We start from the raw sequence: 25,560 nt of genomic DNA, 5'->3' as shown, positions 1-25,560 counted from the left end.
GCGCTTTTTCGTTACGGGCGGTAAACCTTGACGTTTTCAAAGCCCTGCTCGCGCAGATACAGCGCCTGCAGTCGGCTCATCACGCCGCGTTCACACCACAGCAGCCAGGTTTTGCTCTGGTCGAGATCGCCGAATTTGGTGCTGAGTTTGTAGAATGGCAGAGACACCACTTCCACGCCCTCAACCTGCAACGGCTTATCATCCTGCTCGTCAATGGAACGAATATCGAGGATCGCGTCGTTCGGACCGAAACCGGTGACGGTTTCCACTTCCACAACGGCCTGCTCGGTTTGCTCGGCGATTTCGCGGATGTCGATATTGCTCGCCGCCGCGACCACTTCGTCGAGGATGTCGAAGTTAAAGTTCTCTTCTTCCGCTTCGATTTTCGCCTTCACCGCTTTCACGGTCGGGCTTTTCGAGATCACACCGCAGTATTCCGGCATGGTCCGGGCAAAGTCAGCAGTACCGATTTCACGCGCCAAATCGATAATGTGCTCTTTATCGTGAGAGATCAGCGGACGCAGGATCAGCGTATCAGAAACGTTGTCGATAAGACGCAGGTTGGTCAGCGTCTGGCTCGACACCTGGCCCAGCGCTTCGCCGGTCACCAGCGCCTGCACGCCATAGCGTTCGGCCACTTTTGATGCCGCACGCACCATCATGCGTTTAAGGACCACGCCCATCTGGCCGTCTTCTACTTTTTCGAGGATTTCGCCCACTACCGGCTCAAAGTTAATGGCCACAAAGCGCACGCGGTGCGAGCTGCCAAAGCGTTTCCACAGGTAGTACGCCACCTGACGCACGCCGATTTCGTGCGCCGCGCCGCCCAGGTTAAAGAAGCAGTAGTGTACGCGGCAGCCGCGACGCATCAGCATATAGCTGGACACACCGGAGTCGAAACCGCCGGAGATCAACGACAGCACATCTTCCTGGGTGCCGATTGGATAACCGCCGATACCTTCATAGCGGCCTTTTACCAGCAGCAGGCGATCGTTTTCGATTTCCAGATTAACGGTCACATCGGGGTGCGTCAGCTTCACGCGCGCCGTTTCGATGTGCTGATTTAAACCGCCGCCAACATAGCGCTCTACTTCAATCGAGCTAAACTCATGTTTACCGCGGCGTTTAACGCGTACGCAGAAGGTTTTGCCTTCCAGTTGGTCGCGGAACTGAACCAGCGCTTTCTCAAAGATATCGTGCAGGGAGGTGAAAGGCACATCTTCCACTTCCAGAATGTGGTGAATACCGGGAATGCGGGTCAGGGCATCGCGAATAGCCAGACGCTCGTTCTCGTCTTTGGCGCGAACTTCGATATGATCCCAGTGACGAACAATGGCAATGGTGTCGGCGTACTGCTTAAGGACGTTACGAATATTTCCGGTCAGCATTTTAATGAAGCGCAAACGCACAGATTGGCTTTTGATGGTGATTTCCGGGAACAATTTAATGATAAACTTCATGGCGGCAATGGTTCGTTGGCAGATCGGACAAGCGATCTGTTGAGGGAAATATACAGCAGCCCATACCTGCGGCTGCATCCAGGCGCGGAAGTATACCACCTTCGTGGTCAACCTGTGCATATTGCATGACCATTACGCCTTATTTGCTAAGATGCGCCACTCCGCTACCATAGCGGAGCCGAATAAATGAGAGAGCCAGACATTCACATGCCAAAGAAAAATGACGCACCGGCCAGTTTCGAAACGGAGCTCAATGAGCTGGAACAGATTGTCACCCGCCTTGAAAGCGGCAATTTACCGCTGGAAGAAGCCTTAAATGAATTCGAGCGCGGCGTGCAGCTGGCCCGTCAGGGACAGGTAAAACTGCAACAGGCAGAGCAGCGCGTGCAGATCCTGCTCTCTGATAACGACGACGCCCCGCTGACGCCCTTCACTCCGGACGCCGAGTAAACATGGATTTCGCACAACAACTTGAAATGTGTGTGCAGCAGGCAAATGACGCCCTGCGCCGCTTTATTTCTCCGCAGCCCTTTCAGAACACTCCACTGGTTGAGGCCATGCACTATGGCACACTGTTAGGCGGCAAACGGCTGCGGCCTTTCCTGGTGTACGCCACCGGACAGATGTTTGGCGTGAGCACATCCACGCTTGATGCCCCTGCTGCGGCCATTGAATGTATACATGCCTATTCGCTGATCCATGACGATCTCCCGGCGATGGATGATGACGATCTGCGTCGCGGTCAGCCGACCTGCCATATTAAATTCGGCGAAGCGAACGCGATCCTCGCGGGCGATGCGCTGCAAACGCTGGCCTTCTCTATACTGGCGGATACCCCCATGCCGGAAGTGGCGGTACGCGACCGACTGGCGATGGTGTCCGAACTGGCGCAGGCCAGCGGCGTTGCAGGCATGTGCGGCGGTCAGGCGCTGGATCTTGAAGCGGAAGGCAAGCAGGTCGGCCTGGCGGAGCTTGAACGTATTCACCGGCATAAAACCGGTGCGCTGATCCGTGCCGCGGTGCGGCTGGGCGCATTAAGCGCTGGTGATAAAGGACGCGCCGCGCTGCCGATCCTCGATCGCTATGCCGAAAGCATCGGTCTGGCGTTCCAGGTACAGGATGACATTCTGGATGTGGTGGGTGATACTGCGACCCTTGGCAAACGCCAGGGTGCCGATCAGCATTTAGGCAAAAGCACCTACCCCGCACTCCTGGGCTTAGAGCAGGCCCAGACAAAAGCCCGTGACCTGATTGACGATGCCCGCCATGCGCTCGATGCGCTGGCCGCCCAGTCACTGGATACCACGGCACTGGAAGCACTGGCGAATTACATAATCCAGCGTGATAAATAAACTTTTTATAAGCTCCTGATAACCCAGAGGCGGCGTACTGCCCCCTGAATTATGACGAGTAAGACGAGTGTCCGATGAGTTTTGATATAGCCAAATACCCGACACTGGCACTGGTTGACTCTACCCCTGAGTTACGCCTGCTGCCTAAAGAGAGCCTGCCGAAGCTGTGTGACGAACTGCGTCGCTACCTGCTCGACAGCGTGAGCCGCTCCAGCGGGCACTTTGCCTCCGGGCTTGGCACCATTGAGCTGACCGTGGCGCTGCATTACGTCTATAACACGCCTTTCGATCAGCTGATCTGGGACGTGGGCCACCAGGCTTATCCGCATAAAATCCTCACCGGACGCCGTGATCGGATCGATACCATCCGCCAGAAAGACGGGCTGCATCCCTTCCCGTGGCGCGGTGAGAGCGAATATGACGTGCTGAGCGTCGGCCATTCGTCCACCTCGATCAGTGCCGGGATCGGCATCGCTGTTGCGGCAGCAAAAGAAGGCAAGCAGCGTCGCACCGTCTGTGTGATCGGTGATGGCGCGATCACCGCGGGCATGGCTTTTGAGGCGATGAACCACGCGGGCGACATCCGGCCGGATATGCTGGTGGTGCTCAACGACAACGAAATGTCGATTTCCGAAAACGTCGGCGCGCTGAACAATCATCTGGCACAGCTGCTTTCCGGCAAACTCTATTCCACGCTGCGCGAAGGCGGTAAAAAAGTCTTCTCCGGCGTACCGCCTATCAAAGAGCTGCTTAAACGTACTGAAGAGCACATCAAAGGCATGGTGGTGCCGGGCACGTTGTTTGAAGAGCTGGGCTTTAACTATATCGGCCCGGTAGACGGTCACGATGTGCTGGGCCTGGTCACAACGCTGAAAAACATGCGCGATCTGAAAGGCCCGCAGTTCCTGCATATCATGACCAAAAAAGGCCGTGGCTATGAACCGGCGGAAAAAGATCCCATTACCTTCCACGCGGTCCCGAAATTTGATCCGGCAAAAGGGACGCTGCCGAAAAGCGTCGGAGGAATGCCGTCCTACTCGAAAATCTTTGGCGACTGGCTGTGCGAAACAGCGGCGAAAGACAGCAAACTGATGGCGATCACCCCGGCGATGCGCGAAGGTTCCGGGATGGTGGAATTTTCCCGTAAGTTCCCGGATCGCTATTTTGACGTGGCTATCGCCGAGCAGCACGCCGTGACGTTTGCGGCGGGTCTGGCGATTGGCGGCTATAAGCCGGTGGTGGCGATCTACTCCACCTTCCTGCAACGCGCTTACGATCAGGTGATCCACGACGTCGCCATCCAGAAGCTGCCGGTGCTGTTCGCCATTGACCGCGCGGGCATCGTCGGGGCTGACGGGCAGACGCATCAGGGTGCCTTCGACATCTCGTTCCTGCGCTGCATCCCGGAAATGGTGATCATGACGCCGAGCGATGAAAACGAATGTCGCCAGATGTTGTTTACCGGCTACCACTACAACGATGGCCCAAGCGCGGTGCGTTATCCGCGCGGTAATGCGCTGGGCGTCGAGCTGACGCCGCTGCAAAAGCTGCCGCTGGGTAAAGGCGTGGTGAAACGTCAGGGCGAAAAAGTGGCGATTTTAAACTTCGGCACCCTGCTGGCGGATGCGGCAAAAGTCGCGGAATCGCTCAATGCCACACTGGTGGATATGCGTTTTGTGAAGCCGCTGGACGAGTCGCTGATCCTGTCGATGGCCCGCAGTCATGAGGTACTGGTGACGCTGGAAGAGAACGCCATCATTGGCGGTGCAGGCAGCGGTGTGAACGAGGTGCTGATGGCAAACCGCACGCTGGTGCCGGTACTTAATCTCGGCCTGCCGGATCATTTCATTCCACAGGGCACGCAGGACGAGGCGCGCGCCGCCATCGGTCTGGATGCTGCCGGTATCGAAGCCAGCATCAAACGCTGGCTGGCCTAACTCCCCCTTCCGCTCCTGCTATGCTTAGGTAATCTCGTACCCGTAGCAGGAGTGGAACCATGCAATACAATACATTAGGAAAAACGGACCTTAAGGTTTCCCGTCTTTGTCTGGGCTGTATGACCTTTGGCGAGCCGGATCGGGGCAATCACGCCTGGACCCTGCCCGAAGAGAGCAGCCGCCCGATTATTCAGCGCGCCCTGGAAGGCGGCATCAACTTTTTCGATACGGCAAACAGCTACTCCGATGGCAGCAGCGAGGAAATTGTTGGCCGCGCGCTGAAAGATTTCGCCCGTCGCGATGAGGTGGTGGTCGCCACCAAAGTGTATTACCCGTCCGGCGATCTCACCGAAGGCCTGTCCCGCGCGCAGATCCTGCGTTCCATTGATGACAGCCTGCGCCGCCTCGGCATGGAATATGTCGATCTGCTGCAAATCCACCGCTGGGATTACAACACACCGATTGAAGAAACGCTGGAAGCGCTGAACGATGTGGTGAAGGCCGGTAAAGCACGCTACATCGGCGCGTCGTCGATGCACACCGAACAGTTCGCTCAGGCGCTGGAACTGCAAAAGCAGCACGGCTGGGCGCGTTTCACCACCATGCAGAACCATTACAATATGATTTATCGCGAAGAAGAGCGCACCATGCTGCCGCTGTGTTATCAGGAAGGCATTGCGGTGATCCCGTGGAGCCCGCTGGCACGAGGCCGTCTGACGCGCCCCTGGGGTGAAACCACCGCGCGCCTGGTGTCCGATGAGGTGGGTAAAAAGCTGTATGACGACAGTGAGCAGAGTGATGCGCAGATCGCGGAACGTCTGGCTGCGGTCGCTGAAGAAGTGGGCGCAACACGGGCGCAGGTGGCGCTGGCATGGTTGCTGAGTAAGCCTGGCGTGGCCGCGCCGATTATCGGCACCTCACGGGAAGAGCAACTGGATGAGTTATTGCAGGCGGTCGATCTGGAACTGACGCCGGAACAGATCGCCGAAATGGAAATGCCGTATAAACAGCATGCGGTGGTGGGATTTAAGTAATCCCACTGCCCCGCCCTCTCCCCAGGGAGAGGGCGAACCGTTAAATAATGCCAATCGGCCAGTGATGGCCGATCACATACAGCACCGCCGCCGCGATGATGCCGGCAATAATATCGTCGACGATGATCCCCATCCCGCCGTGCACGTTGCGGTCAAACCAGCGGATCGGCCACGGCTTCCAGATATCGAAAAAGCGGAACAGCACAAAACCGGCCACCACCCACTGCCAGTCATGGGTCGGCAGCGCCATCAGCGTGATCCACATACCGATAAACTCATCCCAGACGATGCTGCCGTGATCGTGCACGCCCATGTCTTTCGCCGTCTGGTGGCACAGGTAAACGCCAATGCTGATCGACAGCATGATCACCAGCGAATAGAGCTGCCACGGCAGAAACGTCATCAGATACCAGAACGGGATCGCGGCAATCGATCCCGCCGTGCCTGGCATAATCGGACTTAAGCCACTGCCAAAACCGGTGGCCAGCAGATGCCAGGGATTGCGCATGCTCAGGCGGCTTTTCGCACTATCCTTACGAGTTTGCAAAGTGATCGTATCCTTTTAAATCAAACGATACCGGTTTTCCGTCGCGGGAAAACTGGATGCCTTCGACATCGGCGCTCATCTGCCCGACGCAGGTGAAGGGCACGCCGAGATGACCGATGGCCACGTCCAGCGCCCCCCGATTACGTTCAGGCACGGTAAAGCAGAGTTCATAATCTTCGCCACCCGCCAGCGCCCAGCGTAGCGCCTGCTCTGGCTCAACGTGACGGCGCATGGCGTCGGAGAACGGCATGGCGTCCATGTCCAGTATTGCGCCGCAGTTGCTGGCCTTCACGATATGCCCGAGATCGGAACTCAGTCCGTCGGATAAATCGATCGCCGCGCTCGCCAGATCGCGCAGCGCCTGGCCATGCAGAATGCGCGCCGTCGGACGCAGATGGCGTTTCAGCAACCCTTGCGCGTCCTGCTCATTCTCAACCCGCAGGCGGTTTTGCAGGATCGCCAGCCCCGCAGCGCTGTCGCCTGGCGTGCCGGTAACGTAGATCCAGTCGCCAGGCTTCGCGCCGGAGCGTTTAAGGGCGCGGCCCACAGGCACATAGCCGTAAATACCCAGTGTCATCGACAACGGCCCACGGGTGGTGTCGCCGCCAATCAACTGCATATCGTAGTAATTAATCTGTTCGAACAGGCTGTCGCTAAAGGCTTCAAGCCAGGACTCATCCACCTCCGGCAGCGTGATCGCCAGCGTCAGCCACGCCGGATCTGCGCCCATGGCGGCGAGATCGCTCAGGTTGGAAGCCAGCGCTTTGTGCGCCAGATCGACAGGTGAAATATCAGGAAGAAAATGGTTGCCCGAAACCAGGGTATCGGTGCTGATTGCCAGCGTTTGCTTGTCAGGAATATTGAGCAGTGCGCAATCGTCACCAATGCCGGTTTCGACATCCAGACGCGCGCGTCGTACGCGGTCAAAATAACGGGCAATAAGGGAAAACTCGCCGCATGCCATACGCTATGCCTCAGCAGAATGATAAACAGGAGACTGGGAAGGCGGCGAAATGGCAACTGCACTTCGCCGCGCGGACCAGCAGATTACTTTTTGTGGGGGCGGATCGCGGGTGCGGCTTTATCCAGCACGCCGTTAACAAATTTGTGGCTGTCTTCTGCGCCAAACGTTTTTGCCAGTTCAATAGCTTCGTTGATGGCCACTTTATACGGCACATCAGCACGTTTAGACAGTTCAAACAGCGCGATACGCAGTACCGCTTTCTCGACCTGGCCCAGCTCTTCGAGCAGACGAGACAGGTAGGGCTTCATCAGTCCATCGAGATATGCGCTGTTAGTCGCCACCCCGGACAGCAGTTCGCGGAAATACGCGATGTCGACATCTTTGACATCCTGTTCAGACAGGAACTGGTATTCAACATCGGCGATGTCGTTCTGGGACAACTGCCAGGAGTAAAGCGCCTGGACGGCACACTCACGGGCGCGGCGACGAGCAGCAGGTTTCACGGAAATTCCCCTTACAAAAAAATCAGGCTTTAATGGCCTTCAATACATTAATCATCTCAAGCGCGGTCAGGGCAGCTTCTGCACCTTTGTTACCGGCTTTAGTACCGGCGCGTTCGATGGCTTGTTCAATACTTTCAGTAGTCAGCACACCAAAGGCTACCGGGATTTCGCTCTGTTCAGCGACGTGTGCCAGACCATTGCTTGCGCCACCCGCCACATATTCGAAATGGGCGGTACCGCCACGGATAACCGTGCCGAGCGCGATAATCGCATCATATTTACCGGTTTTTGCCAGTGCGCCAGCCGCCAGAGGCAGCTCATAAGCACCTGGAACCCAAACCACGGTGATGTTTTCATCTTTAACCTGACCGATACGTTTCAGTGCGTCGATAGCACCGTCCAGCAGGCTGTCATTGATGAAGTTGTTGAAACGCGCAATGGTGATGGCGACGCGAGCGTCCGGGGCAGCAACGGTAGCTTCAATAATGTTCATACTCTTCCTTTACGGGTTCATTTAGCCCCGCAGGGGGGCGGATTTTATCATAATACTTCACGCACTGCTTCCCTTTTACGAGGACATTACGCAGTGGTCAAATGCAGGCAAATATCAGGGCCAACCTGCCGTATTTCGTTGAATGCAAATTGCGGCGCGTCGGCTAACGACTCAAGGCCCGGCAGAACGCACAACCCGCGTGCATCGCTGCCTAATAGTTTTGGCGCAAGATAAACCACCAGCTCATCCACCAGCCCCGCCTGGATCAGCGCCCCCGCCAGGGATGCCCCGGCTTCCACCCAGATGCTGTTGACCTGCTGGCGACCCAGCAGCATCATCATCGACACCAGATCGAGATGGCCGTTGTGCTCAGGCACCTGAATGTGACGCACGTTATCCGGCCAGGTCCGCGCGTCCGGCTGTATGCGGGCAAACCAGGTTTCGCCCGCTTGCTGGATCAGGCGATGTTCCGGCGTCACGCGGTTCTGGCTGTCGACCACAATACGCAGCGGCTGGCGTAACTGCGCCTGCGGATACTGCGCCTGCACGTCTGCAGACAGCTCGTTCCAACGGACGTTAAGCTGCGGATCATCGGCCAGCACCGTCGCGCTGCTGGTGAGAATAGCATGACTCTGCGCGCGCAGACGTTGCACATCGCGCCTTGCCTGAGGTGAGGTGATCCACTGGCTTTCACCGCTGGCCATGGCGGTACGGCCATCCAGTGACGCGCCCAGTTTTAGCTGCACCCAGGGAAAGCCGGTGCGCATCCGTTTCAGGAAACCTTTATTGAGGTTTTCCGCCTCGCTCATCATCAGCCCGTGGCTGACTTCAATACCTTCCTGTTGCAGGCGGTACAACCCGCGCCCGGCAACCTGCGGATTGGGATCCTGCATCGCCGCCACCACACGAGACACGCCCGCGTTAATCAACGCTTCACAGCACGGTGGTGTGCGTCCGTGATGACTACAGGGTTCAAGGGTGACATAGGCGGTCGCACCACGTGCCTTTTCACCCGCCATGCGCAGGGCATGGACTTCGGCGTGCGGCTCACCGGCCCGCTGGTGATAGCCTTCGCCAACGATCTTGCCGTCTTTGACGATCACACAGCCAACGTTGGGATTAGGATGGGTGGTAAAACGCCCGCGTTGCGCCAGTTTCAGCGCTCGTGCCATGTACTTCTCGTCGTGCATGAGCTTAATCCTGTAAGCGGGCGATCTCTTCGCCAAATTCGCGGATGTCTTCAAAGCTGCGGTAAACCGAGGCGAAGCGGATATAGGCAACTTTATCGAGCTTTTTCAGCTGTTCCATCACCAGATTGCCGATCATTTTGCTCGGCACTTCACGCTCGCCAGTAGCGCGCAGCTGGGATTTGATATGATTCAGCGCCATTTCAACGTCATCGGCGCTCACCGGACGTTTTTCCAGCGCGCGCAGCATGCCGTTACGCAGTTTTTCTTCGTTAAACGGCTCGCGGATCTCGTTGCTTTTCACCACGCGCGGCATCACCAGCTCTGCCACCTCAAAGGTGGTGAAGCGTTCATTACATACCAGACACTGACGACGGCGGCGCACGGACGACCCTTCACCGACCAGGCGGGAGTCAATTACTTTGGTATCCACGGCTAAACAGAATGGGCAATGCATACGGCGTCCTGACGTTAAAATTAGCTGAAATCTATTTTAACCTGATCTGCCGAGACAACAAAGGTAAGACCGCTTTTGAGATAAAGGATCGATGGCAACCCGCGTTGCGCGCGCTACTATTACAGGCAATGTTCGTTGCAAGGAAACCAAAACAATGACAAGACGTTACCTGAAGGTTTTGCTGGTCGGCAGCCTGTTCCCCCTCAGCGCCTGCGCACCGCAAAGCGAAGTCCGACAGCTGCATCAAAGCGTCAGTACGCTCAATAAAGAGATGAGCAAACTGAATCAGGAGACGGTGAAAATCACCCAGCAAAATTCGCTGAATGCTAAATCCAGCAGCGGCGTGTATCTGTTACCTGGCGCGAATACCCCTGCCCTTCTGCACAGTCAGATCGGTATGCTGAAAATGTCGCTGGTGAACATTGCGCCGAATGCCGACGGCACGCGCGTAACGCTGCGCATTCAGGGTGAATCGAACGATCCCCTTCCCGCTTTCAGCGGTACGGTAGAATGGGGTCAGATCCAGGGCACCACCGATAACTACCAGGAAGTTAACGTGCAAAATCAGTTGATTAACGCCCCGGCCAGTACCCTGGCACCGAGCGACGTTGACCTGCCGTTGCAGCTTAACGGCATTACGCCAGATCAGCTGGGCTTTGTTCGCGTGCACGATATTCAGCCAGCCACCAACCCGTAACCGGCCCCAGGGCGAGCCTCTCGCCCTTTTCATTCCCCTACCCCTTTTTCTGCGAAATATTTGCAAGACAGATGAATCTCAGTACAATCCCTGCGTTTTATATACGCAAACGTGAACGCAATCGATTACGTGCGTAATAGATATGTGAAACAACACATATTTTTGTGAGCATGGATACTTATAATAGGCTCGCTGAAATACGAAACATTTAGAAACTCAATACGCGCGTTCTTTCGCTCCCGCAGGGGAACTTAATCAGTGGCTAAACTATGAAAAAAACATTACTCGTCGCCGGTGCTGCACTGGCTCTCTCCTCTTCATTCGCCGTCAACGCGGCAGAAAATGACAAGCCGGAGTTCGTTTCCGACTGGTGGCACCAGAGCGTGAACGTGGTAGGCAGTTACCACACGCGTTTTGGACCGCAGATCCGTAACGATACCTATCTGGAATATGAAGCGTTTGCCAAAAAAGACTGGTTTGATTTTTATGGTTACCTGGATGCACCAGTATTCTTCGGCGGTAACACCGACGCCAAGGGTATCTGGAACCACGGTTCCCCGCTGTTTATGGAAATCGAACCGCGCTTCTCTATCGATAAGCTGACCGGTGCTGACCTGAGCTTTGGTCCGTTCAAAGAGTGGTACGTCGCAAACAACTACATCTACGACATGGGCCGTAACAAGTCCGGTCGTCAGAGCACCTGGTACATGGGTCTGGGTACCGACATTGATACCGGCCTGCCGATGAGCCTGTCACTGAACGTGTATGCGAAATACCAGTGGCAGAACTACCTGGCGGAGAACGAAAACGAGTGGGATGGCTACCGTTTCAAAGTGAAATACTTTGTACCGATCACTGAACTGTGGGGCGGTAATCTGAGCTACATCGGCTTCACCAACTTTGACTGGGGTTCCGATCTTGGCGACAACGGCTTCCGCGATAACAATGGTCGTAAAGCACGTACCAACGATTCCATCGCGTCCAGTCACATTCTGTCTCTGAGCTACGATCACTGGCACTACTCAGTGGTGGCGCGTTACTGGCACAACGGTGGTCAGTGGAATGATGATGCCAGCCTGAACTTTGGCAACGGCGACTTTAGCGTCCGTTCTACCGGCTGGGGTGGTTACCTGGTGGCAGGTTATAACTTCTGATCCTTCGTTTCTCAAGAAGGTCAGCTTCTGACGGATGAACGTCAGAACAGTAAAGCCAGTCATCCGACTGGCTTTTTTATACCTTATGCCTTTCCCTACTCAAGGGATTAATAACAGAAGCCAACGCGTGAATTATTTAACGACCGAGGGATTCTGAAGTACGGGCAACATTGCATTATTTGAATTATGAACCTGACCTACTATTGTCGCGCTACTGCCGATCCTTAGCTGTTCGACATCTGCCGTATTATGCGAGCCAAACTGGAACATGATGACATTATTCTTACTTTCATCTTTAAGGCTGACGATAAAAGAGTAGCTTTCTGCGACCCCGCTAACCTTGCTGATGTCGGTCACAACCCCTTTCACCTTCACCCACTTACCCAGTAATGCTTTATTCGCTTTGACCGGGTTTTCGCTGTAAGGCTTAATAAATTCACTTACTGAATAGGTCCGCATTGATGCTGTCTCAGTTGCGCCGGGCTGGAACAATGAATCACCCGCCTTAAAAAAAGCATCAGCCGCGGCACTGCATCCACTCAGCGCCGCGGGCATTAAAAATATAAAAGCCAACCGATAAATTATACGCACTGAATTACTCCTTTTATTAATTCATTAAATAAATAAGTGTAACTATCCAATGTACACATCGGTCAGCATATTACTTTTATTTAAAAAGCGAAATATAGCGGCAGGTGAAATAAAAAAATCCCGATCAGATGACCGGGATCTTATTTACAGCAGAGCAGACGTTACGGAAGGATTGACGGTTGATCCGCGCCTTCTTTCTCGACTTTCTGCACCAGCAGGTGTTCACGCTTCATGCCCAGTTTCAGCGCCAGCGCTGATGCGACATAAATCGACGATGCGGTACCGATGGAAACACCGATCAGCATGGTCAGCGAGAAGCCCTGGAGCATGGCACCGCCAAAGAGGTAGAGCATCAGGATCACCACTAAGGTGGTTCCCGAGGTGATCAACGTCCTGTGCAGCGTCTGGGTCAGGGACACGTTAAAGATTTCGTACGGCGTTCCGCGGCGGATCTTGCGGAAGTTTTCACGAATACGGTCCGATACCACGATGCTGTCGTTAAGCGAATAGCCGATTACCGACATCAGCGAGGCGACAATCGTCAGGTCCACTTCAATATGGAACAGCGACAATACGCCCATGGTGATGATAACGTCGTGTGCCAGCGAGATAACCACACCAGCCGCCAGACGCCACTCAAAGCGGAATCCGACGTAAACCAGAATGGAAATCAGCGCCACCATCAGCGCCATCGCACCGGTCTGCGCCAGGTCTGCGCCCACGCTTGGTCCGACAAACTCGATACGTTTTACCGCAGCATTCTGACTGGTCGCTTCGTTAATCACGTTCACGACCTTGCTGCCCAGCACCTGACCACCGGTTTCCCCTTCGGCAGGCGGCATACGCACCATGATGTCGCGGCTGCTGCCAAAGTTCTGCAACAACGGATCGGCAAAGCCCGCTTTTTCCAGCGCTTCACGCATCAGATCCATATCGGCTGGTTTTTCCAGCGAGATTTCGATGACCGTACCGCCGGTAAAATCCAGACCCCAGTTAAAGCCTTTCACGCCAATAACAATCAGTGACAGGATCAGCAGAAAACCGGAGATGCCGAAAGCCCAGTAATCCCAGCGCATAAAGTCATAGACTCTACGGCCGTGGTTCAATTGTTCAACAGTATATTCCTGTGCCACAACGCACTCCTCAGATAGACAGCTTGTTGATGCGTTTGCCGCCGTACAACAGGTTTACGATGGCACGGGTGCCGACGATCGCGGTAAACATTGACGTCGCCACACCGATACCGGTGGTAATGGCGAAGCCTTTAATGGCCCCGGTGCCTACGGCATACAGGATGATGACCTTAATAAGCGTCGTAACGTTGGCGTCAAAAATGGAACTGAACGCGCCGCGATAACCTTCGTCAATCGCCTGCTGGACACTACGCCCGTTACTCAGCTCTTCTTTGATACGTTCGTTTATCAGCACGTTCGCATCCACCGCCACCGCAAGGGTTAAGACGATCCCCGCGATACCCGGCATAGTCAGCGTCGCCCCTGGCAGCAGGGACATAATGCCGACAATCAGCACCAGGTTGGCAATCAGCGCTGTGGTGGCAATCAGGCCAAACTTCTTATAGAAGAACAGCATGAAGATGATGGACACCGCCAGACCGGCCAGACAGGCTTCCAGACCCTGAGTGATGTTCTGCATCCCTAAGGTTGGGCCAATGGTACGTTCTTCCACGATCTGAATCGGCGCGATCAACGCACCCGCACGCAGCAGCAGCGACAGCTGACGCGCTTCGTTCGGATTATTAATCCCAGTGATACGGAAGCTGTTGCCAAGGCGAGACTGGATATTCGCGACGTTAATCACCTCTTCCTGTTTCACCAGTACGGAACGGCCATTCGCATCTTTTTTACCGCTGTCTTTGTACTCCACAAACAGGGTCGCCATCGGTTTGCCGATGTTGTCCTTGGTGAAGTTAGACATGATGTTGCCACCTGCGCTGTCGAGCGAGATGTTAACCTGCGGCTGGTTGTACTCATCCTGGCTGGAAGTGGAGTCGGTGATATGGTCACCGGTCAGGATCACACGTTTGTACAGCACAACCGGCTGGCCTTCGCGCATCTGTTTCACTTCCGAATCACCCGGTACACGGCCAGAAGCCGCAGCCGACTGATCGACATTAGTGTTCACCAGACGGAATTCCAGCGTGGCGGTTGCGCCAAGGATTTCCTTCGCACGCGCAGTATCCTGAATACCCGGCAGTTCAACCACGATGCGGTCTGCACCCTGACGCTGTACCAGCGGCTCGGCAACACCCAGTTGGTTGACACGGTTACGCAGGATGTTGATGTTCTGCTGTACCGCGTATTCACGTGCTTCGCTCAGACGCGCATCGGTCATCACCGCACGCAGAGCGTTGCCGCTTTGGCTGGTGATCACCATGTCGCGGTGACGGGCAGTCAGGTAAGTGATCGCCTGATCGCGCGCTGCGCTGTCGCGGAACACAATGCTCACGCCATAGTTATCTTCCTTACGCACGTTGGTGTAAGGAATGCCTTTTTCGCGCAAATCGCTGCGCAGGCTGTCGGTATTTTGTTCCTGCAGTTTGCCGAGCGCGGTATCCATATCCACTTCCATCAGGAAGTGCACACCACCACGCAGATCAAGACCGAGTTTCATCGGCTCTGCTTTGATGGAGGATAACCAGCGTGGTGTAGCAGGTGCGAGGTTCAGCGCCACGACATATTTGTCACCCAACAGGCTGAGCAGCGCTTCACGCGCGCGCAGCTGCGTATCGGTGGAGTCGAAACGCGCAAGAATAGCGCCCTCTTCCAGTGCCACAGACTTAGCGATGATTTTTTCTTGTTTTAAGGTGTTCTGGACCTGGATCAGCGTTTGCTCACTGGCGGCGACGCCGCGCGCACCAGTGATCTGAACTGCCGGATCCTCACCATACAGGTTGGGAAGTGCGTAAAGCAGGCCGACGATAATCACGACGACCAACATAATGTACTTCCACAAAGGATAACGGTTTAACACGGCACTTCCCTTTGGGAAAACGAAAGATTACAGCGCCTTCATCGTGCCTTTCGGCAGAACGGCAGCTACGAAGTCACGTTTGATAACCACTTCAGTGGTGTCATTCAGGGCGATAGCAATGTAGCCAGTTTCCGCTACTTTGGTCACGCGACCCACCAGGCCACCGTTGGTCAGCACTTCATCACCTTTGGCGATAGAGCTCATCAGATTTTTGTGCTCTTTGGTGCGTTTCTGCTGTGGGCGCAGGATCATGAAATAGAAGATCAGGCCAAACACAACCAGCATCAGGATCAAAGACATCGGGCTGCCCTGCGCCGGTGCGCCCGTTGCTGCTACAGCATCAGAAATAAAAAAGCTCATTCAAATTCCCTCATTATTAAAATTAGTCAACGTTCAAAGGTGGAACATCACGACCCTGACGCTGGTAAAAATCGGTCACGAAGCTCTCTAATTTACCCTCTTCGATAGCCTTGCGTAAACCAGCCATTAAGCGCTGGTAATAACGCAGGTTATGAATGGTATTGAGACGCGCGCCCAGTATTTCGTTGCAACGATCGAGATGATGCAAGTAAGCGAGTGAATAATTGCGACATGTATAGCAATCACACTCTTCATCAAGCGGGCTGGTGTCACTTTTGTACTTCGCGTTACGAATTTTCACCACGCCATTGGTGACAAACAGATGGCCGTTACGCGCATTACGCGTCGGCATCACGCAGTCAAACATATCAATGCCGCGACGAACGCCTTCAACCAGGTCTTCTGGTTTACCCACACCCATCAGGTATCGTGGTTTGTCTGCCGGGATCTGCGGGCACACATGCTCAAGAATACGGTGCATGTCTGCTTTAGGTTCACCCACAGCCAGACCGCCGACAGCGTAGCCATCAAAGCCAATCTCTACCAGACCTTTGACGGAGATATCACGTAAATCTTCGTAAACGCTGCCCTGGATAATACCGAACAGCGCATTTTTGTTTTGCAGCGAGTCAAAACGGTCGCGGCTGCGCTTAGCCCAGCGTAAGGACATCTCCATGGAACGCTTAGCGTAGTCCCAGTCTGCCGGATACGGCGTACATTCGTCGAAGATCATCACGATGTCGGAACCGAGATCGTACTGGATCTCCATGGATTTTTCCGGATCGAGGAAAATCGGATCGCCGTTGATTGGGTTGCGGAAATGCACGCCCGCTTCGGTGATCTTACGAATATCCCCGAGGCTGAAGACCTGGAAACCACCGGAGTCGGTGAGGATTGGGCCTTTCCACTGCATAAAGTCATGCAGATCGCCGTGCAGCTTCATGATCTCCTGGCCCGGACGCAGCCACAGGTGGAAAGTGTTGCCGAGGATAATCTGCGCGCCAGTGTCCTGCACTTCTTCCGGCGTCATGCCTTTTACGGTGCCGTAAGTACCCACGGGCATAAAGGCGGGCGTTTCAACGACGCCGCGATCAAACACCAGGCGGCCGCGGCGGGCGCGTCCGTCTGTCGTATCTAATTCGAATTTCATTTTTTCTCCATACGCCGGAAAAACAGTCCAACGCGTCAATCACAGCGCCGCGGAACTATTCCCCGACGCGCTCAGAAATTGCCTGCGGATTGTACGTGATAAACATCGCATCCCCGTAACTAAAAAAGCGATATTCCGCTTTTACCGCTTCTTCATAGGCGTGCATGGTGGCTTTATAACCGGCAAAGGCTGATACCAGCATGATCAGCGTCGATTCCGGCAGGTGGAAATTGGTCACCAGCGCGTCGATCACGCTGTATTGATAGCCGGGGTAAATAAAGATCTGCGTATCGCCAAAGAAGGGTTCGATAAGATCGTTTTTCGCCGCTTTCGCCGCGCTTTCGAGCGAGCGTACCGAGGTCGTGCCGACCGCCACCACGCGATTACCGCGCGCTTTCGCCGCCAGCACCGCGTCAACCACCTCCTGCGGCACTTCGGCGTATTCAGAGTGCATGATGTGATCTTCAATGCTGTCCACGCGCACCGGCTGGAAAGTCCCCGCGCCAACGTGCAGCGTTACGAACGCCATCTCCACGCCTTTTTCACGCAGGCGCGCCAGCAGCGGCTCATCAAAGTGCAGGCCCGCGGTCGGCGCGGCTACGGCACCTGGCTTCTGGCTGTAGACGGTCTGGTAGAGTTCACGGTCGGCATCTTCATCCGGGCGATCGATATACGGCGGCAGCGGCATATGGCCGATGGCGTTAAGAATATCCAGCACCGGGCGTTCATCGTTGAACTCCACTTCAAACAGCGCATCGTGACGCGCCACCATGGTGGCTTTAACACTGTCATCGTCGCCTAACAGCAGCTCGGCACCCGGCTTCGGCGCTTTAGAGGCGCGAATATGTGCCAGAATACGTTTATCATCCAGCATGCGCTCAACCAGCACTTCGATCTTGCCGCCGCTGGCTTTACGGCCAAACAGGCGCGCCGGGATCACGCGGGTATTGTTAAAGACCAGCAGATCGCCAGGGTTGAGCTTATCGAGCAGATCGGTGAAAGTACCATGCGTCAGCGCGCCCGTCGGCCCGTCCAGCGATAACAGGCGGCAGCTGCTACGCGCAGGCACAGGATAATGGGCGATCAGGGATTCGGGTAATTCAAAGGAAAAATCGGCAACGCGCATGACTTACACTCAGACTGAAAAACAGGCGGGATAGTCTAGTGCTACGGTGCTTCCGCTGCAACAGCTACGCCTCTTTTATGGATTAACTAAACAATGAACTTCCTCGCACACCTGCATCTTGCACACCTCGCAGAAAGCTCGCTTCCCGGTAATTTGCTGGGGGATTTTGTTCGCGGCAACCCGCAGGATGCGTATCCGACCGAGATCGTTGATGGCATTCGCATGCACCGTCGTATCGACGTGCTGACCGATAATCTGCCGGAAGTCCGCGAGGCGCGGGAGTGGTTTCGCCCGCAGACACGCCGGGTCGCGCCGATTACGCTCGACGTGATGTGGGATCATTTCCTGTCGCGCCACTGGGCGCAGATGTCGCCCGAGATGCCGCTGACCGCGTTTGTCAGCTATGCCCACGCGCAGGTCGCCACCATTTTGCCCTCATCGCCGGCGCGCTTCGTCAATCTGAATGACTATTTGTGGTCAGAGAAATGGCTGGAGCGCTATCGGGATATGGATTTTATTCAGCAGGTACTCAACGGCATGGCGACACGCCGCCCTAAACTCGATGCGCTGCGCGACTCATGGCAGGATCTGGATACGCACTATACCGCGCTGGAAAAGCGGTTCTTTCAGTTCTATCCCCGCATGATGGCGCAGGCGAAAAACAAAGAACTTTAATGCTTGCGCTTTAGTGGCAGGTGATTATCTTGTTAGCGACGCTATCCCTACAATTACACAGGAGAAATATTATGGTACTGGTCACTCGTCCGGCTCCAGACTTTACCGCCGCAGCCGTGCTTGGCAGTGGTGAAATTGTTGAGAATTTCAACTTCAAACAGCATACCCAGGGCAAAGCGACCGTTCTGTTTTTCTGGCCGATGGACTTCACCTTCGTCTGCCCGTCAGAGCTGATCGCCTTTGACAAGCGTTACGAAGAATTCCAGAAGCGCGGCGTGGAAGTGGTCGGCGTTTCTTTTGACTCTGAATTTGTTCACAACGCCTGGCGTAACACCCCGGTCGACAAAGGCGGCATTGGCCCGGTGAAATACGCGATGGTGGCTGACATCAAGCGCGAAGTGCAGAAAGCGTACGGCATTGAACATCCGGACGCAGGCGTGGCGCTGCGCGGCTCCTTCCTGATCGACGCTAACGGTATCGTGCGCCACCAGGTCGTGAACGATCTGCCGCTGGGACGTAACATCGACGAAATGCTGCGTATGGTGGATGCCCTGCAATTCCACGAAGAGCACGGCGAAGTGTGCCCGGCGCAGTGGGAAAAAGGCAAAGAAGGTATGAACGCGTCTCCGGACGGCGTGGCGAAATACCTGAGCGAAAACCTCACCAGCCTGTAAGCGGTTTTGCCCGGTGGCGCTGAGTTTACCGGGCCTACAGGGTTCTGATGACGTAATGCCCGGCGGCGCTTTGCTTGCCGGGCCTACACGGCCCTGCAATTGCTCCACAGATCGTAGGCCGGGTAAGCGTCAGCGCCACCCGGCATTTTTATACCGACTTCTGCCGTACCTCGCGCCAGATGCCCAGCCCTACCCAGACCAGCACCAGCACGCCCAGCACCAGCGCCGCCCACACCAGCATCTTCTTCCACTGGCTTTCCTGCTGCGCCGGATCCACCGCCGTCAGCCGTGCGTCACCACCCAGCACAATACGATCCATCACCTGCGCTTCCGGGATCTGCGCATTCTCCTGACGCAGCGCGGCGGGCACCAGCATATCAACTTCCATAGCCTGCGGCTGCGCGGCACCATTACCCCACGCCAGTAAAAACGGCCCTTTGCCCTGCGCGTTAAAAATCACCGTCTGGCTGGCGCGCTCGCCGGTCACCTGGGCGATACCGTCCTCCAGTTGGCCGTTCACCGCCGTCACACGGATCGCCTGCACCAGCCCGCTGGTCATCAGCGGTTCCGAAGCCTTACCGTTCAGCTGATAAACCACGCTTTTCGCCAGCGGTTGCCACGCGGCCTTTGCCTCACTGCGATACTCGATCGCCAGCGGCAGTACGCGCCCTTCACGGGCCTCGATCATCACTGACACCAGCGGCTGTGGCCGTTGCCAGGAGAACTCCTGCACCGACGAGGAGACGGTTTTCGCCACCGCGTTAAGGGGGATGTTTACCGCGGTATCACTGTAAATCTGCTCCACTGCTGTCGCGCCGGTCAGCGTCGGCGCACGCGCGGCGTCATTGAACACCACCAGCACATACCGCATCTCCGTCGGATACACCGTGCTGGTGAAATCCAGCGTATCCAGCAACAGACGATCGTTGCCGGAGGCCAGATCCATCAGTGGCATCTCGCGTCCATACAGCGTCCAGTTTTTCAGATCGCTGCTGACATACACATCCACCTGCCCTTGCCAGTTCGCGGGGGCAGCGTTCCATGACAGCTTCAGCTGCGATAACGGAAATTCGTCCTTTTGTGTTTCAGGCAGGGTTAACAGGTAGCTTTTGCCCGCTGTCTTTTTGCCTTCGCCCTCGAGGCGGATTTCAATGCCGTCCTGCGAGCGCAGCCACAGCGTTTCTGACGCGGCCTTGTTTTCAGGCACCGGATCGAGCGCGAACAGGCGCAGCGGTAGCGTGCGCGGCGGCGTCTGTTTCTGCACCGCCGGGATCAGCGTAAAGGGCACCGCGTGCCCCTGCTGGTTGAAGACGCGCACATCGCGCAGATCGGGCGCAACGCTGTCGGTATAAATACGCCCCGGCAGCGTCACCTGATACAGCGGTGAGGGTGGCGTTGTCTCCAGCGCCGCGCCCCAGGCATAATCCTGCGGCGTTTCCGGCGTGGCGTCCTGACTCCAGCCCGGCAGCGCCGCGCCGAGCAACGCACAAAAAAGTATCCGTCTGATGATCGTCATTATCCTTGTTCCTCGTTATGCGTCTGTTGTACCCGGGGCGGCAACGGTGAGAAATAGCCCACGATCAGCACCAGTACCGCCACGCCGATAAAGGCGACCGCACGGGCCAGCCCGCCGCCGCCTGCGCTGTCCACCAGCATCAGTTTCACAATCACCACGCCAAGCAGCGCCGCACCGCACAGCCATTCACGCCGCGATGCCTGCCGGGCGGCGCGCAGCATCACCAGCAGCGCCACCAGCATCCAGAACAGCGCGAAGCAGGTCTGCACCAGGCGGGACGACCACAGCGCGCTTACCGACCAGTCGATCGCGCCGTACCACGCCAGGCTGCGCAACAGCAGGCCGTTCAGCCACCAGAAGGCAAGCCCCGCCAGCAGCAGCGGCACACGTTTGTGGATTTCTCGTCCCTGCTCCGGGAAATAGCGGGCGCACAGTTGCGCCAGCGCGAGTAGCGCCAGCAAGGCAAAAGCCGCGCCCTCTTCCAGCGGATTGAGCAATGGCCGGTAGCCCTGCGCCATCACCACGCCATCATCAATATTGGTCAGCAGCAGCATCACCAGCAGGAAGAAGCCCATAGGGGCCAGCGCCAGCGTGCCGTACCACTGCGGCCAGACGCGCAGCGGCCACAGCGAGCGTTTCAGACCGGCGCGCACCAGCAGGATGACCGCTGCCGCCGCGGTCATCGCCAGCCCCGCCTGCCACGGGAACATCCCCCACGACAGCGCATCCAGATACCACCACAACTCTGCCGCCAGCGCGGTGATAATCATCCAGAACAGCGACAGGTGCAGTCCCTGTGAAAGATAAGGCACAGGCGGCGTGCGCTGTTGATGCAACAGCCAGAACGCGGACGGTAGCGCGATGCACCAGGCGAGATTCTGCCAGCCAGCGCTGAAGATCGCGCCCTGGGCGGCGATCTGCCAGATCAGCGTCGCCAGCATCAAAGGCCACAGCAGCCAGACGCTATAGCTGAGCGCGCGCCAGCGCAGCCGTTGCGCGGCCCACCGCCAGCCATGAACGCTCAGGGCGATGAGCGCCAGCAGACCCGGCAGATCGTTCATCCAGCGGCTTAAGGTCAACGCCGACAGCCCGTGCAGGGCCAGCAGCCAGAAGATAATGCCTCCTGCCAGCAGGCCATAGCTGCCCTGCGTGTTCAGGCCGCGCCACAGCCAGGCAGCGGCGATCCACGTCAGGCTCAGCACCGCAAAAATCATCAGTTGCGACAGCGCCGGAAGCAGATCCTGCACCGCCCACAGCGCGCTGCCTACGGCCAGCAGCAGTAAACCGGTGCCGCTGTAACTCATTCGCCGCTGCTGTTGCTGAACGCCCAGCCACAGAATGCCCAGCCCTTCCAGCGCCCAGGCCATCGACGTCCAGCGCGCAGAAAGCGCCAGCGGGATCGCCAGTGTGACAAACGCGCCGCCCAGCGCCAGCGCCGCCAGCACCAGCGGTCGCCCAAGTTCAGGTTTACGCCGCAGCACCAGCCACGCCAGCAGCAGATAAAACGCGCCAAACCCGAGCGCAGAAAACGCCGGACCAAAGGTGAAATCCTGAGTAAGCGCGTACTGCATGCCAAAACCGATCAGCGGCGGCGCGAACAGCAGCACGCCGTCAATGATACGTTTACCGCCGCCCTGCGCACGCAGCGACAGCCCGACGCTCAGCACGCCGAACAGCACAATATTGGCGATCAGGAAAAGCTGGCAGCTGAAGTAAAACTCAGGTCGGTAGCCATACAGTCCCCACACGCCGCTCACGCCAAAGGTAAACAGCAGACCAAGCAGATTGAGCACCCGCCAGTGCTGCCAGACGCTGATAGCAAGAATGCCGCAGGAGAGCAGCAGATAGAACGAGAACAGCCCGATATGGCTGCCGCCGCCAGTAGAGAGCAGCAGCGGCGCGAGATACCCGCCGAGGCTGGCGAGCATCGCCAGACTTAACGCGCGCTGCAACACCGCCAGCCCGACGCTCACCGCGCAGATCAGCAGCAGCAAAGCAAACGCCAGCGTCACAGGCAGCATCTGCCAGAGGCGGAACGCGCCGAATACCGTCAGGTAGAGCACGCCGGTGGCACCGCCCTGCAAAATCAGCGCATAGACCGGTTGTTTGTGACGCAGTCGCCAGCCGAGCGCCAGCAGCACCACGGCCGCCAGCGCCGCCACGCACAGGCGCAGTTCCAGGGGGAACAGATCGCGCTCGACGGAATAGCGGAATAAAAACGCCAGTCCGAAGAACAGCAGCAGAATGCCGAGTTTTGCCAGCGGGTTGCCGCGCATAAACCAGCTCACCAGCGAGGTGATCATGCCGCCTTGCGGTTCATCGGATACGGGTTTGCTGGCCGCCAGCGGCGTGACGGCGACCGGCTCAGGCAACGCCGGTTGCGCAGCCCAGGGATCGATGGTTGGAGGGGGGGACGCCGGCACAATGACCGGCGCAGGAACAGGTTCCGGCTCCGGCTCCGCTATCCGTTCAGGCAGCGGTTGCGGCACAGGCACATTTGCCTGTCCCGCCAGCTGCTGCTCCAGCGCCGTCAGCCGTTCACGCAGTATGCCCAGTTCCCGCTGCGTATCGCTGCTTTTTCGCCACGCTCTGATCGCCAGCGCAGGGGCGACAATCATCGCGAAAAAGAGAACAAGACCGGCAACCAGCAAAAGCTCATCCATGGTTTTACCTTCGGTTCGGTGATCACTCCCGAAAGGATATTACATTTCTTTTCAACCCTGATAAAAATGTTGCGAAAGATTCAGCGGTTGCGCCACAACGTGGCGGAGATCGCCGGCAGCGACAGCACATTGTCCTCGATGGTGCCGGTACCCACTTTGCACTGCCAGGCCGGAACATCCACCAGCGGCAAATCGGTCAGCACCACCTCGCAGGCTCTGCCGCGGTTGATCGCCACCAGCACGCGTTCATGCTGGAAAACGCGCACAAACACCACCACATCGCCTTCCGCATGCAGTACCTGACAGCCGCCGTGACGCAAAGCGCGGCTTTTCTTGCGCAGCGTCGCCATCTGCTGATAAAGCGCGAACAGCGTGGCATCCTGTTTTTCTTTGTCCCAAGGGAATGGCTTACGGCAGAAGGGATCGTTGTTGCCATCCAGCCCCACTTCATCGCCGTAATAGATACAGGGCACACCGGGCCAGCTGAACAGCCAGACCACCGCCAGCGGCATTCGCGCAATGTCCTTGCCAAGCAACGTTTTAAAACGCGAAGTGTCGTGGCTGTCGAGCTGGTTAAACATGCGCAGCTGTTGTTGATGCGACAGCCCGGCACGGTAGTTATCCATCCACGCCATGCAGGTGGCGGCATCGATATGCTGCGGATCGTAGGAAATATCGGTGTTGGCGAGGAAGCCCCACAGCGGAATGGTAAAGCCCCGATAGTTCATCGCCGCGTCTTCGGCATCCGCCTGCAACCACTGCCGCGCATCGCCAAAATGCTCGCCCACGATATAGGCTTCCGGCTGCGTCTCTTTCGCCGCCTGACTGATGCCACTGATGTGCAGCAGGTTATTACGCGCGCCGCCTGCCTCGCCCAGCATATGCACCACATCCAGCCGCCAGCCGTCCATATTCCACGGCGCTTTCAGCCAGTGGCGCACAATGCTGTCTTCCCCCTTATAAATCTCCTCGACCAGCGAGGCAGACTGATAATCCAGCTTCGGCAGGCTGGCGTAGCCAAGCCAGTCGAGGGCGTGGCCGTCATCGGAAAAGCTGTACCATTCCCGCCAGTCGGACGCCGGGTTATGGCACGCGCCGGTGGTGCCGCGATTATGCCGGTCAAACCAGGCATGGGAGTCGCCGCTGTGGTTGAACACGCCGTCGAGCACCAGCCGGATCCCCTCGCGCTGCGTGTTCGCGCGCAGCCGCAAAAGCGCCTGATCGCCGCCAAACTGCGGATCGACGTGGCGATAATCTTCGGTGTCGTATTTGTGTACGCTGGGGGCGACAAATACCGGATTCAGGTAGAGCGCCGTGACGCCAAGCTTTTTCAGGTAGGGCAGCTTTTCGCTGATGCCGTCCAGATCGCCGCCGTAAAAGGTCGATCCCCCCGCCTCGCCGGTGAGGGGTTCATTCCAGTCGCGCAGCACGATCTCCTGCCCGGCGGCGTGATGGTAATAAACGTTGTCCTGCTGCGGGGTGCGCGGCTGGCTGCGGGCAAAGCGATCGGGGAAGATCTGATAAAACACCTGATCCGCCACCCACTGCGGGCCGCTATCCGGGCAGTCGATGGCAAACTGTTCCAGCCGTGCAGGTGGAAAATCGCTAAAGCCCTGCGGCGTAAACCAGCGCTGGCGATCCGCCCACAGCAGTTTAAAGCTGTAGCGACGGCGCGGTTGCCCTTCAGAGACGTCGATTGCGACGCGCCAGGCGGTCACGCCAGGACAGGGCGCGCGACGCAGCGGGTGCATCGTAATAGACGTCTCTTCGTTGTCCTTTTCCGTGCGCAGTTTAACCTGCGCAGGCAGATCGTTGCCCGCCAGCCACAAGGTTATAAAAAGCTGATCTTTATTGAGTTTTACAAACGGCGCTACCGGAAGATGCCAGGCGTTCAACATCGTTTTACCCCTTGCTGAAAAATGACGCCACCTTGCCACAGCAAGGTGAAAGTTCACTCATCATACTGCTGATAATTGGGGGAGGAGCATGGGGGAGGAGGAAAATCAACGCAGTGCCGGGCGGCGTGATG

General features: G+C 56.8%; 24 protein-coding genes. 8 read left to right on the top strand and 16 right to left on the bottom strand.

Annotated elements, in window-relative coordinates:
* Positions 1 to 11: 11 nt before the first annotated feature.
* The gene (gene thiI / locus KW828_RS11425; protein ID WP_218336469.1) at positions 12 to 1,460 is read right to left on the bottom strand and encodes a tRNA uracil 4-sulfurtransferase ThiI; all 1,449 of its coding nucleotides are present in this window, start codon (positions 1,458 to 1,460) and stop codon (positions 12 to 14) included.
* 207 nt (positions 1,461 to 1,667) lie between these two features.
* Between thiI and xseB the strand changes: the two genes are divergently transcribed.
* The 4 genes from xseB (at position 1,668) to KW828_RS11405 (ending at position 5,783) form a co-directional block, all read left to right on the top strand.
* Positions 1,668 to 1,910, top strand: coding sequence for an exodeoxyribonuclease VII small subunit (gene xseB / locus KW828_RS11420; protein ID WP_072567529.1), 243 nt, complete (start codon positions 1,668 to 1,670; stop codon positions 1,908 to 1,910).
* Between the two features lie 2 nt (positions 1,911 to 1,912).
* The gene (ispA, locus tag KW828_RS11415) at positions 1,913 to 2,812 is read left to right on the top strand and encodes a (2E,6E)-farnesyl diphosphate synthase (protein ID WP_218336468.1); all 900 of its coding nucleotides are present in this window, start codon (positions 1,913 to 1,915) and stop codon (positions 2,810 to 2,812) included.
* 74 nt (positions 2,813 to 2,886) lie between these two features.
* A complete protein-coding gene (gene dxs / locus KW828_RS11410) occupies positions 2,887 to 4,749 on the top strand; it encodes a 1-deoxy-D-xylulose-5-phosphate synthase (RefSeq protein WP_218336467.1) in 1,863 nt (620 codons plus the stop codon).
* A gap of 59 nt (positions 4,750 to 4,808) precedes the next feature.
* The gene (locus tag KW828_RS11405) at positions 4,809 to 5,783 is read left to right on the top strand and encodes an aldo/keto reductase (RefSeq protein ID WP_218336466.1); all 975 of its coding nucleotides are present in this window, start codon (positions 4,809 to 4,811) and stop codon (positions 5,781 to 5,783) included.
* A 40-nt stretch (positions 5,784 to 5,823) separates the two neighbouring features.
* Here KW828_RS11405 and pgpA read toward each other — a convergent pair whose 3' ends face one another.
* From pgpA to nrdR, 6 genes are all read right to left on the bottom strand, one after another.
* Complete coding sequence (gene pgpA, locus KW828_RS11400) at positions 5,824 to 6,336, bottom strand: phosphatidylglycerophosphatase A (protein WP_088220250.1); 513 nt, start codon at positions 6,334 to 6,336, stop codon at positions 5,824 to 5,826.
* Complete coding sequence (gene thiL, locus KW828_RS11395) at positions 6,317 to 7,294, bottom strand: thiamine-phosphate kinase (RefSeq protein ID WP_218336465.1); 978 nt, start codon at positions 7,292 to 7,294, stop codon at positions 6,317 to 6,319. Before thiL ends, pgpA begins: the two co-directional genes overlap by 20 nt.
* 83 nt (positions 7,295 to 7,377) lie before the next feature.
* On the bottom strand, positions 7,378 to 7,797 hold the full coding sequence (nusB, locus tag KW828_RS11390) for a transcription antitermination factor NusB (RefSeq protein WP_072567523.1): 420 nt from the start codon (positions 7,795 to 7,797) through the stop codon (positions 7,378 to 7,380).
* Between the two features lie 22 nt (positions 7,798 to 7,819).
* Positions 7,820 to 8,290: a 6,7-dimethyl-8-ribityllumazine synthase gene (gene ribE, locus KW828_RS11385; RefSeq protein ID WP_072567522.1), complete on the bottom strand. Its 471-nt coding sequence runs from the start codon at positions 8,288 to 8,290 to the stop codon at positions 7,820 to 7,822.
* A gap of 86 nt (positions 8,291 to 8,376) precedes the next feature.
* Positions 8,377 to 9,480 (bottom strand): bifunctional diaminohydroxyphosphoribosylaminopyrimidine deaminase/5-amino-6-(5-phosphoribosylamino)uracil reductase RibD, encoded by a 1,104-nt coding sequence (ribD, locus tag KW828_RS11380; protein WP_218336464.1) that lies wholly within the window; start codon positions 9,478 to 9,480, stop codon positions 8,377 to 8,379.
* A 4-nt stretch (positions 9,481 to 9,484) separates the two neighbouring features.
* Positions 9,485 to 9,934, bottom strand: coding sequence for a transcriptional regulator NrdR (gene nrdR, locus KW828_RS11375; protein WP_072567520.1), 450 nt, complete (start codon positions 9,932 to 9,934; stop codon positions 9,485 to 9,487).
* 154 nt (positions 9,935 to 10,088) lie between these two features.
* On the opposite strand from nrdR, the gene KW828_RS11370 reads away from it, so the two are divergent.
* Positions 10,089 to 10,631 carry a DUF3251 domain-containing protein gene (locus KW828_RS11370; protein WP_218336463.1) on the top strand — a complete coding sequence of 181 codons (543 nt, stop codon included), beginning with the start codon at positions 10,089 to 10,091 and terminating at the stop codon, positions 10,629 to 10,631.
* Between the two features lie 269 nt (positions 10,632 to 10,900).
* Positions 10,901 to 11,785 carry a nucleoside-specific channel-forming protein Tsx gene (locus KW828_RS11365; protein ID WP_129362433.1) on the top strand — a complete coding sequence of 295 codons (885 nt, stop codon included), beginning with the start codon at positions 10,901 to 10,903 and terminating at the stop codon, positions 11,783 to 11,785.
* 132 nt (positions 11,786 to 11,917) lie between these two features.
* Here KW828_RS11365 and KW828_RS11360 read toward each other — a convergent pair whose 3' ends face one another.
* The 6 genes from KW828_RS11360 to queA all read right to left on the bottom strand — a co-directional run bounded on the left by KW828_RS11360 (position 11,918) and on the right by queA (position 18,003).
* Complete coding sequence (locus KW828_RS11360) at positions 11,918 to 12,376, bottom strand: OB-fold putative lipoprotein (RefSeq protein WP_218336462.1); 459 nt, start codon at positions 12,374 to 12,376, stop codon at positions 11,918 to 11,920.
* Positions 12,377 to 12,537: 161 nt separating this feature from the next.
* Positions 12,538 to 13,509, bottom strand: a complete 972-nt coding sequence (secF, locus tag KW828_RS11355) for a protein translocase subunit SecF (protein WP_218336461.1) — start codon at positions 13,507 to 13,509, stop codon at positions 12,538 to 12,540.
* Between the two features lie 10 nt (positions 13,510 to 13,519).
* Positions 13,520 to 15,367 (bottom strand): protein translocase subunit SecD, encoded by a 1,848-nt coding sequence (gene secD / locus KW828_RS11350; protein WP_218336460.1) that lies wholly within the window; start codon positions 15,365 to 15,367, stop codon positions 13,520 to 13,522.
* Positions 15,368 to 15,394: 27 nt separating this feature from the next.
* On the bottom strand, positions 15,395 to 15,727 hold the full coding sequence (yajC, locus tag KW828_RS11345; protein WP_061155582.1) for a preprotein translocase subunit YajC: 333 nt from the start codon (positions 15,725 to 15,727) through the stop codon (positions 15,395 to 15,397).
* A 22-nt stretch (positions 15,728 to 15,749) separates the two neighbouring features.
* Positions 15,750 to 16,877 carry a tRNA guanosine(34) transglycosylase Tgt gene (tgt, locus tag KW828_RS11340; RefSeq protein ID WP_218336459.1) on the bottom strand — a complete coding sequence of 376 codons (1,128 nt, stop codon included), beginning with the start codon at positions 16,875 to 16,877 and terminating at the stop codon, positions 15,750 to 15,752.
* A gap of 55 nt (positions 16,878 to 16,932) precedes the next feature.
* Entirely contained in the window at positions 16,933 to 18,003 is a 1,071-nt protein-coding gene (queA, locus tag KW828_RS11335; protein ID WP_088220259.1) for a tRNA preQ1(34) S-adenosylmethionine ribosyltransferase-isomerase QueA, read from the bottom strand.
* Positions 18,004 to 18,096: 93 nt separating this feature from the next.
* Here queA and acpH point away from each other — a divergent pair, with 93 nt between their 5' ends.
* Both acpH and KW828_RS11325 read left to right on the top strand, forming a co-directional pair.
* Positions 18,097 to 18,678, top strand: coding sequence for an ACP phosphodiesterase (acpH, locus tag KW828_RS11330; RefSeq protein WP_218336458.1), 582 nt, complete (start codon positions 18,097 to 18,099; stop codon positions 18,676 to 18,678).
* A gap of 71 nt (positions 18,679 to 18,749) precedes the next feature.
* Positions 18,750 to 19,352: a peroxiredoxin C gene (locus tag KW828_RS11325; protein ID WP_088220261.1), complete on the top strand. Its 603-nt coding sequence runs from the start codon at positions 18,750 to 18,752 to the stop codon at positions 19,350 to 19,352.
* Between the two features lie 148 nt (positions 19,353 to 19,500).
* Here the strand turns inward: KW828_RS11325 and KW828_RS11320 are convergent, their stop codons facing one another.
* From KW828_RS11320 to malZ, 3 genes are all read right to left on the bottom strand, one after another.
* The gene (locus KW828_RS11320) at positions 19,501 to 20,868 is read right to left on the bottom strand and encodes a DUF3999 family protein (RefSeq protein ID WP_218336457.1); all 1,368 of its coding nucleotides are present in this window, start codon (positions 20,866 to 20,868) and stop codon (positions 19,501 to 19,503) included.
* Complete coding sequence (locus tag KW828_RS11315) at positions 20,868 to 23,531, bottom strand: DUF2339 domain-containing protein (RefSeq protein ID WP_218336456.1); 2,664 nt, start codon at positions 23,529 to 23,531, stop codon at positions 20,868 to 20,870. The genes KW828_RS11320 and KW828_RS11315 overlap by 1 nt, the downstream gene beginning before the upstream one ends.
* An 80-nt stretch (positions 23,532 to 23,611) precedes the next feature.
* A complete protein-coding gene (gene malZ / locus KW828_RS11310) occupies positions 23,612 to 25,429 on the bottom strand; it encodes a maltodextrin glucosidase (RefSeq protein WP_218336455.1) in 1,818 nt (605 codons plus the stop codon).
* Positions 25,430 to 25,560 lie beyond the last annotated feature (131 nt).

It is taken from the genome of Enterobacter sp. ENT03 (assembly GCF_019218745.1).
Classification (GTDB): domain Bacteria; phylum Pseudomonadota; class Gammaproteobacteria; order Enterobacterales; family Enterobacteriaceae; genus Enterobacter_D.
The sequence above is the reverse complement of the archived record's forward strand: the minus strand, read 5'-3'. Positions and strand labels throughout refer to the sequence as shown.

Coding starts and splice junctions, on each gene's coding strand:
- dxs (WP_218336467.1), top strand. CDS start 2,887: ATGAGTTTTGATATAGCCAAATACCCGACACTGGCACTGGTTGACTCT.
- malZ (WP_218336455.1), bottom strand. CDS start 25,429: ATGTTGAACGCCTGGCATCTTCCGGTAGCGCCGTTTGTAAAACTCAAT.
- KW828_RS11405 (WP_218336466.1), top strand. CDS start 4,809: ATGCAATACAATACATTAGGAAAAACGGACCTTAAGGTTTCCCGTCTT.
- ribD (WP_218336464.1), bottom strand. CDS start 9,480: ATGCACGACGAGAAGTACATGGCACGAGCGCTGAAACTGGCGCAACGC.
- KW828_RS11320 (WP_218336457.1), bottom strand. CDS start 20,868: ATGACGATCATCAGACGGATACTTTTTTGTGCGTTGCTCGGCGCGGCG.
- ribE (WP_072567522.1), bottom strand. CDS start 8,290: ATGAACATTATTGAAGCTACCGTTGCTGCCCCGGACGCTCGCGTCGCC.
- thiL (WP_218336465.1), bottom strand. CDS start 7,294: ATGGCATGCGGCGAGTTTTCCCTTATTGCCCGTTATTTTGACCGCGTA.
- thiI (WP_218336469.1), bottom strand. CDS start 1,460: ATGAAGTTTATCATTAAATTGTTCCCGGAAATCACCATCAAAAGCCAA.
- KW828_RS11315 (WP_218336456.1), bottom strand. CDS start 23,531: ATGGATGAGCTTTTGCTGGTTGCCGGTCTTGTTCTCTTTTTCGCGATG.
- KW828_RS11370 (WP_218336463.1), top strand. CDS start 10,089: ATGACAAGACGTTACCTGAAGGTTTTGCTGGTCGGCAGCCTGTTCCCC.
- xseB (WP_072567529.1), top strand. CDS start 1,668: ATGCCAAAGAAAAATGACGCACCGGCCAGTTTCGAAACGGAGCTCAAT.
- yajC (WP_061155582.1), bottom strand. CDS start 15,727: ATGAGCTTTTTTATTTCTGATGCTGTAGCAGCAACGGGCGCACCGGCG.
- KW828_RS11325 (WP_088220261.1), top strand. CDS start 18,750: ATGGTACTGGTCACTCGTCCGGCTCCAGACTTTACCGCCGCAGCCGTG.
- nrdR (WP_072567520.1), bottom strand. CDS start 9,934: ATGCATTGCCCATTCTGTTTAGCCGTGGATACCAAAGTAATTGACTCC.
- ispA (WP_218336468.1), top strand. CDS start 1,913: ATGGATTTCGCACAACAACTTGAAATGTGTGTGCAGCAGGCAAATGAC.
- acpH (WP_218336458.1), top strand. CDS start 18,097: ATGAACTTCCTCGCACACCTGCATCTTGCACACCTCGCAGAAAGCTCG.
- KW828_RS11365 (WP_129362433.1), top strand. CDS start 10,901: ATGAAAAAAACATTACTCGTCGCCGGTGCTGCACTGGCTCTCTCCTCT.
- tgt (WP_218336459.1), bottom strand. CDS start 16,877: ATGAAATTCGAATTAGATACGACAGACGGACGCGCCCGCCGCGGCCGC.
- queA (WP_088220259.1), bottom strand. CDS start 18,003: ATGCGCGTTGCCGATTTTTCCTTTGAATTACCCGAATCCCTGATCGCC.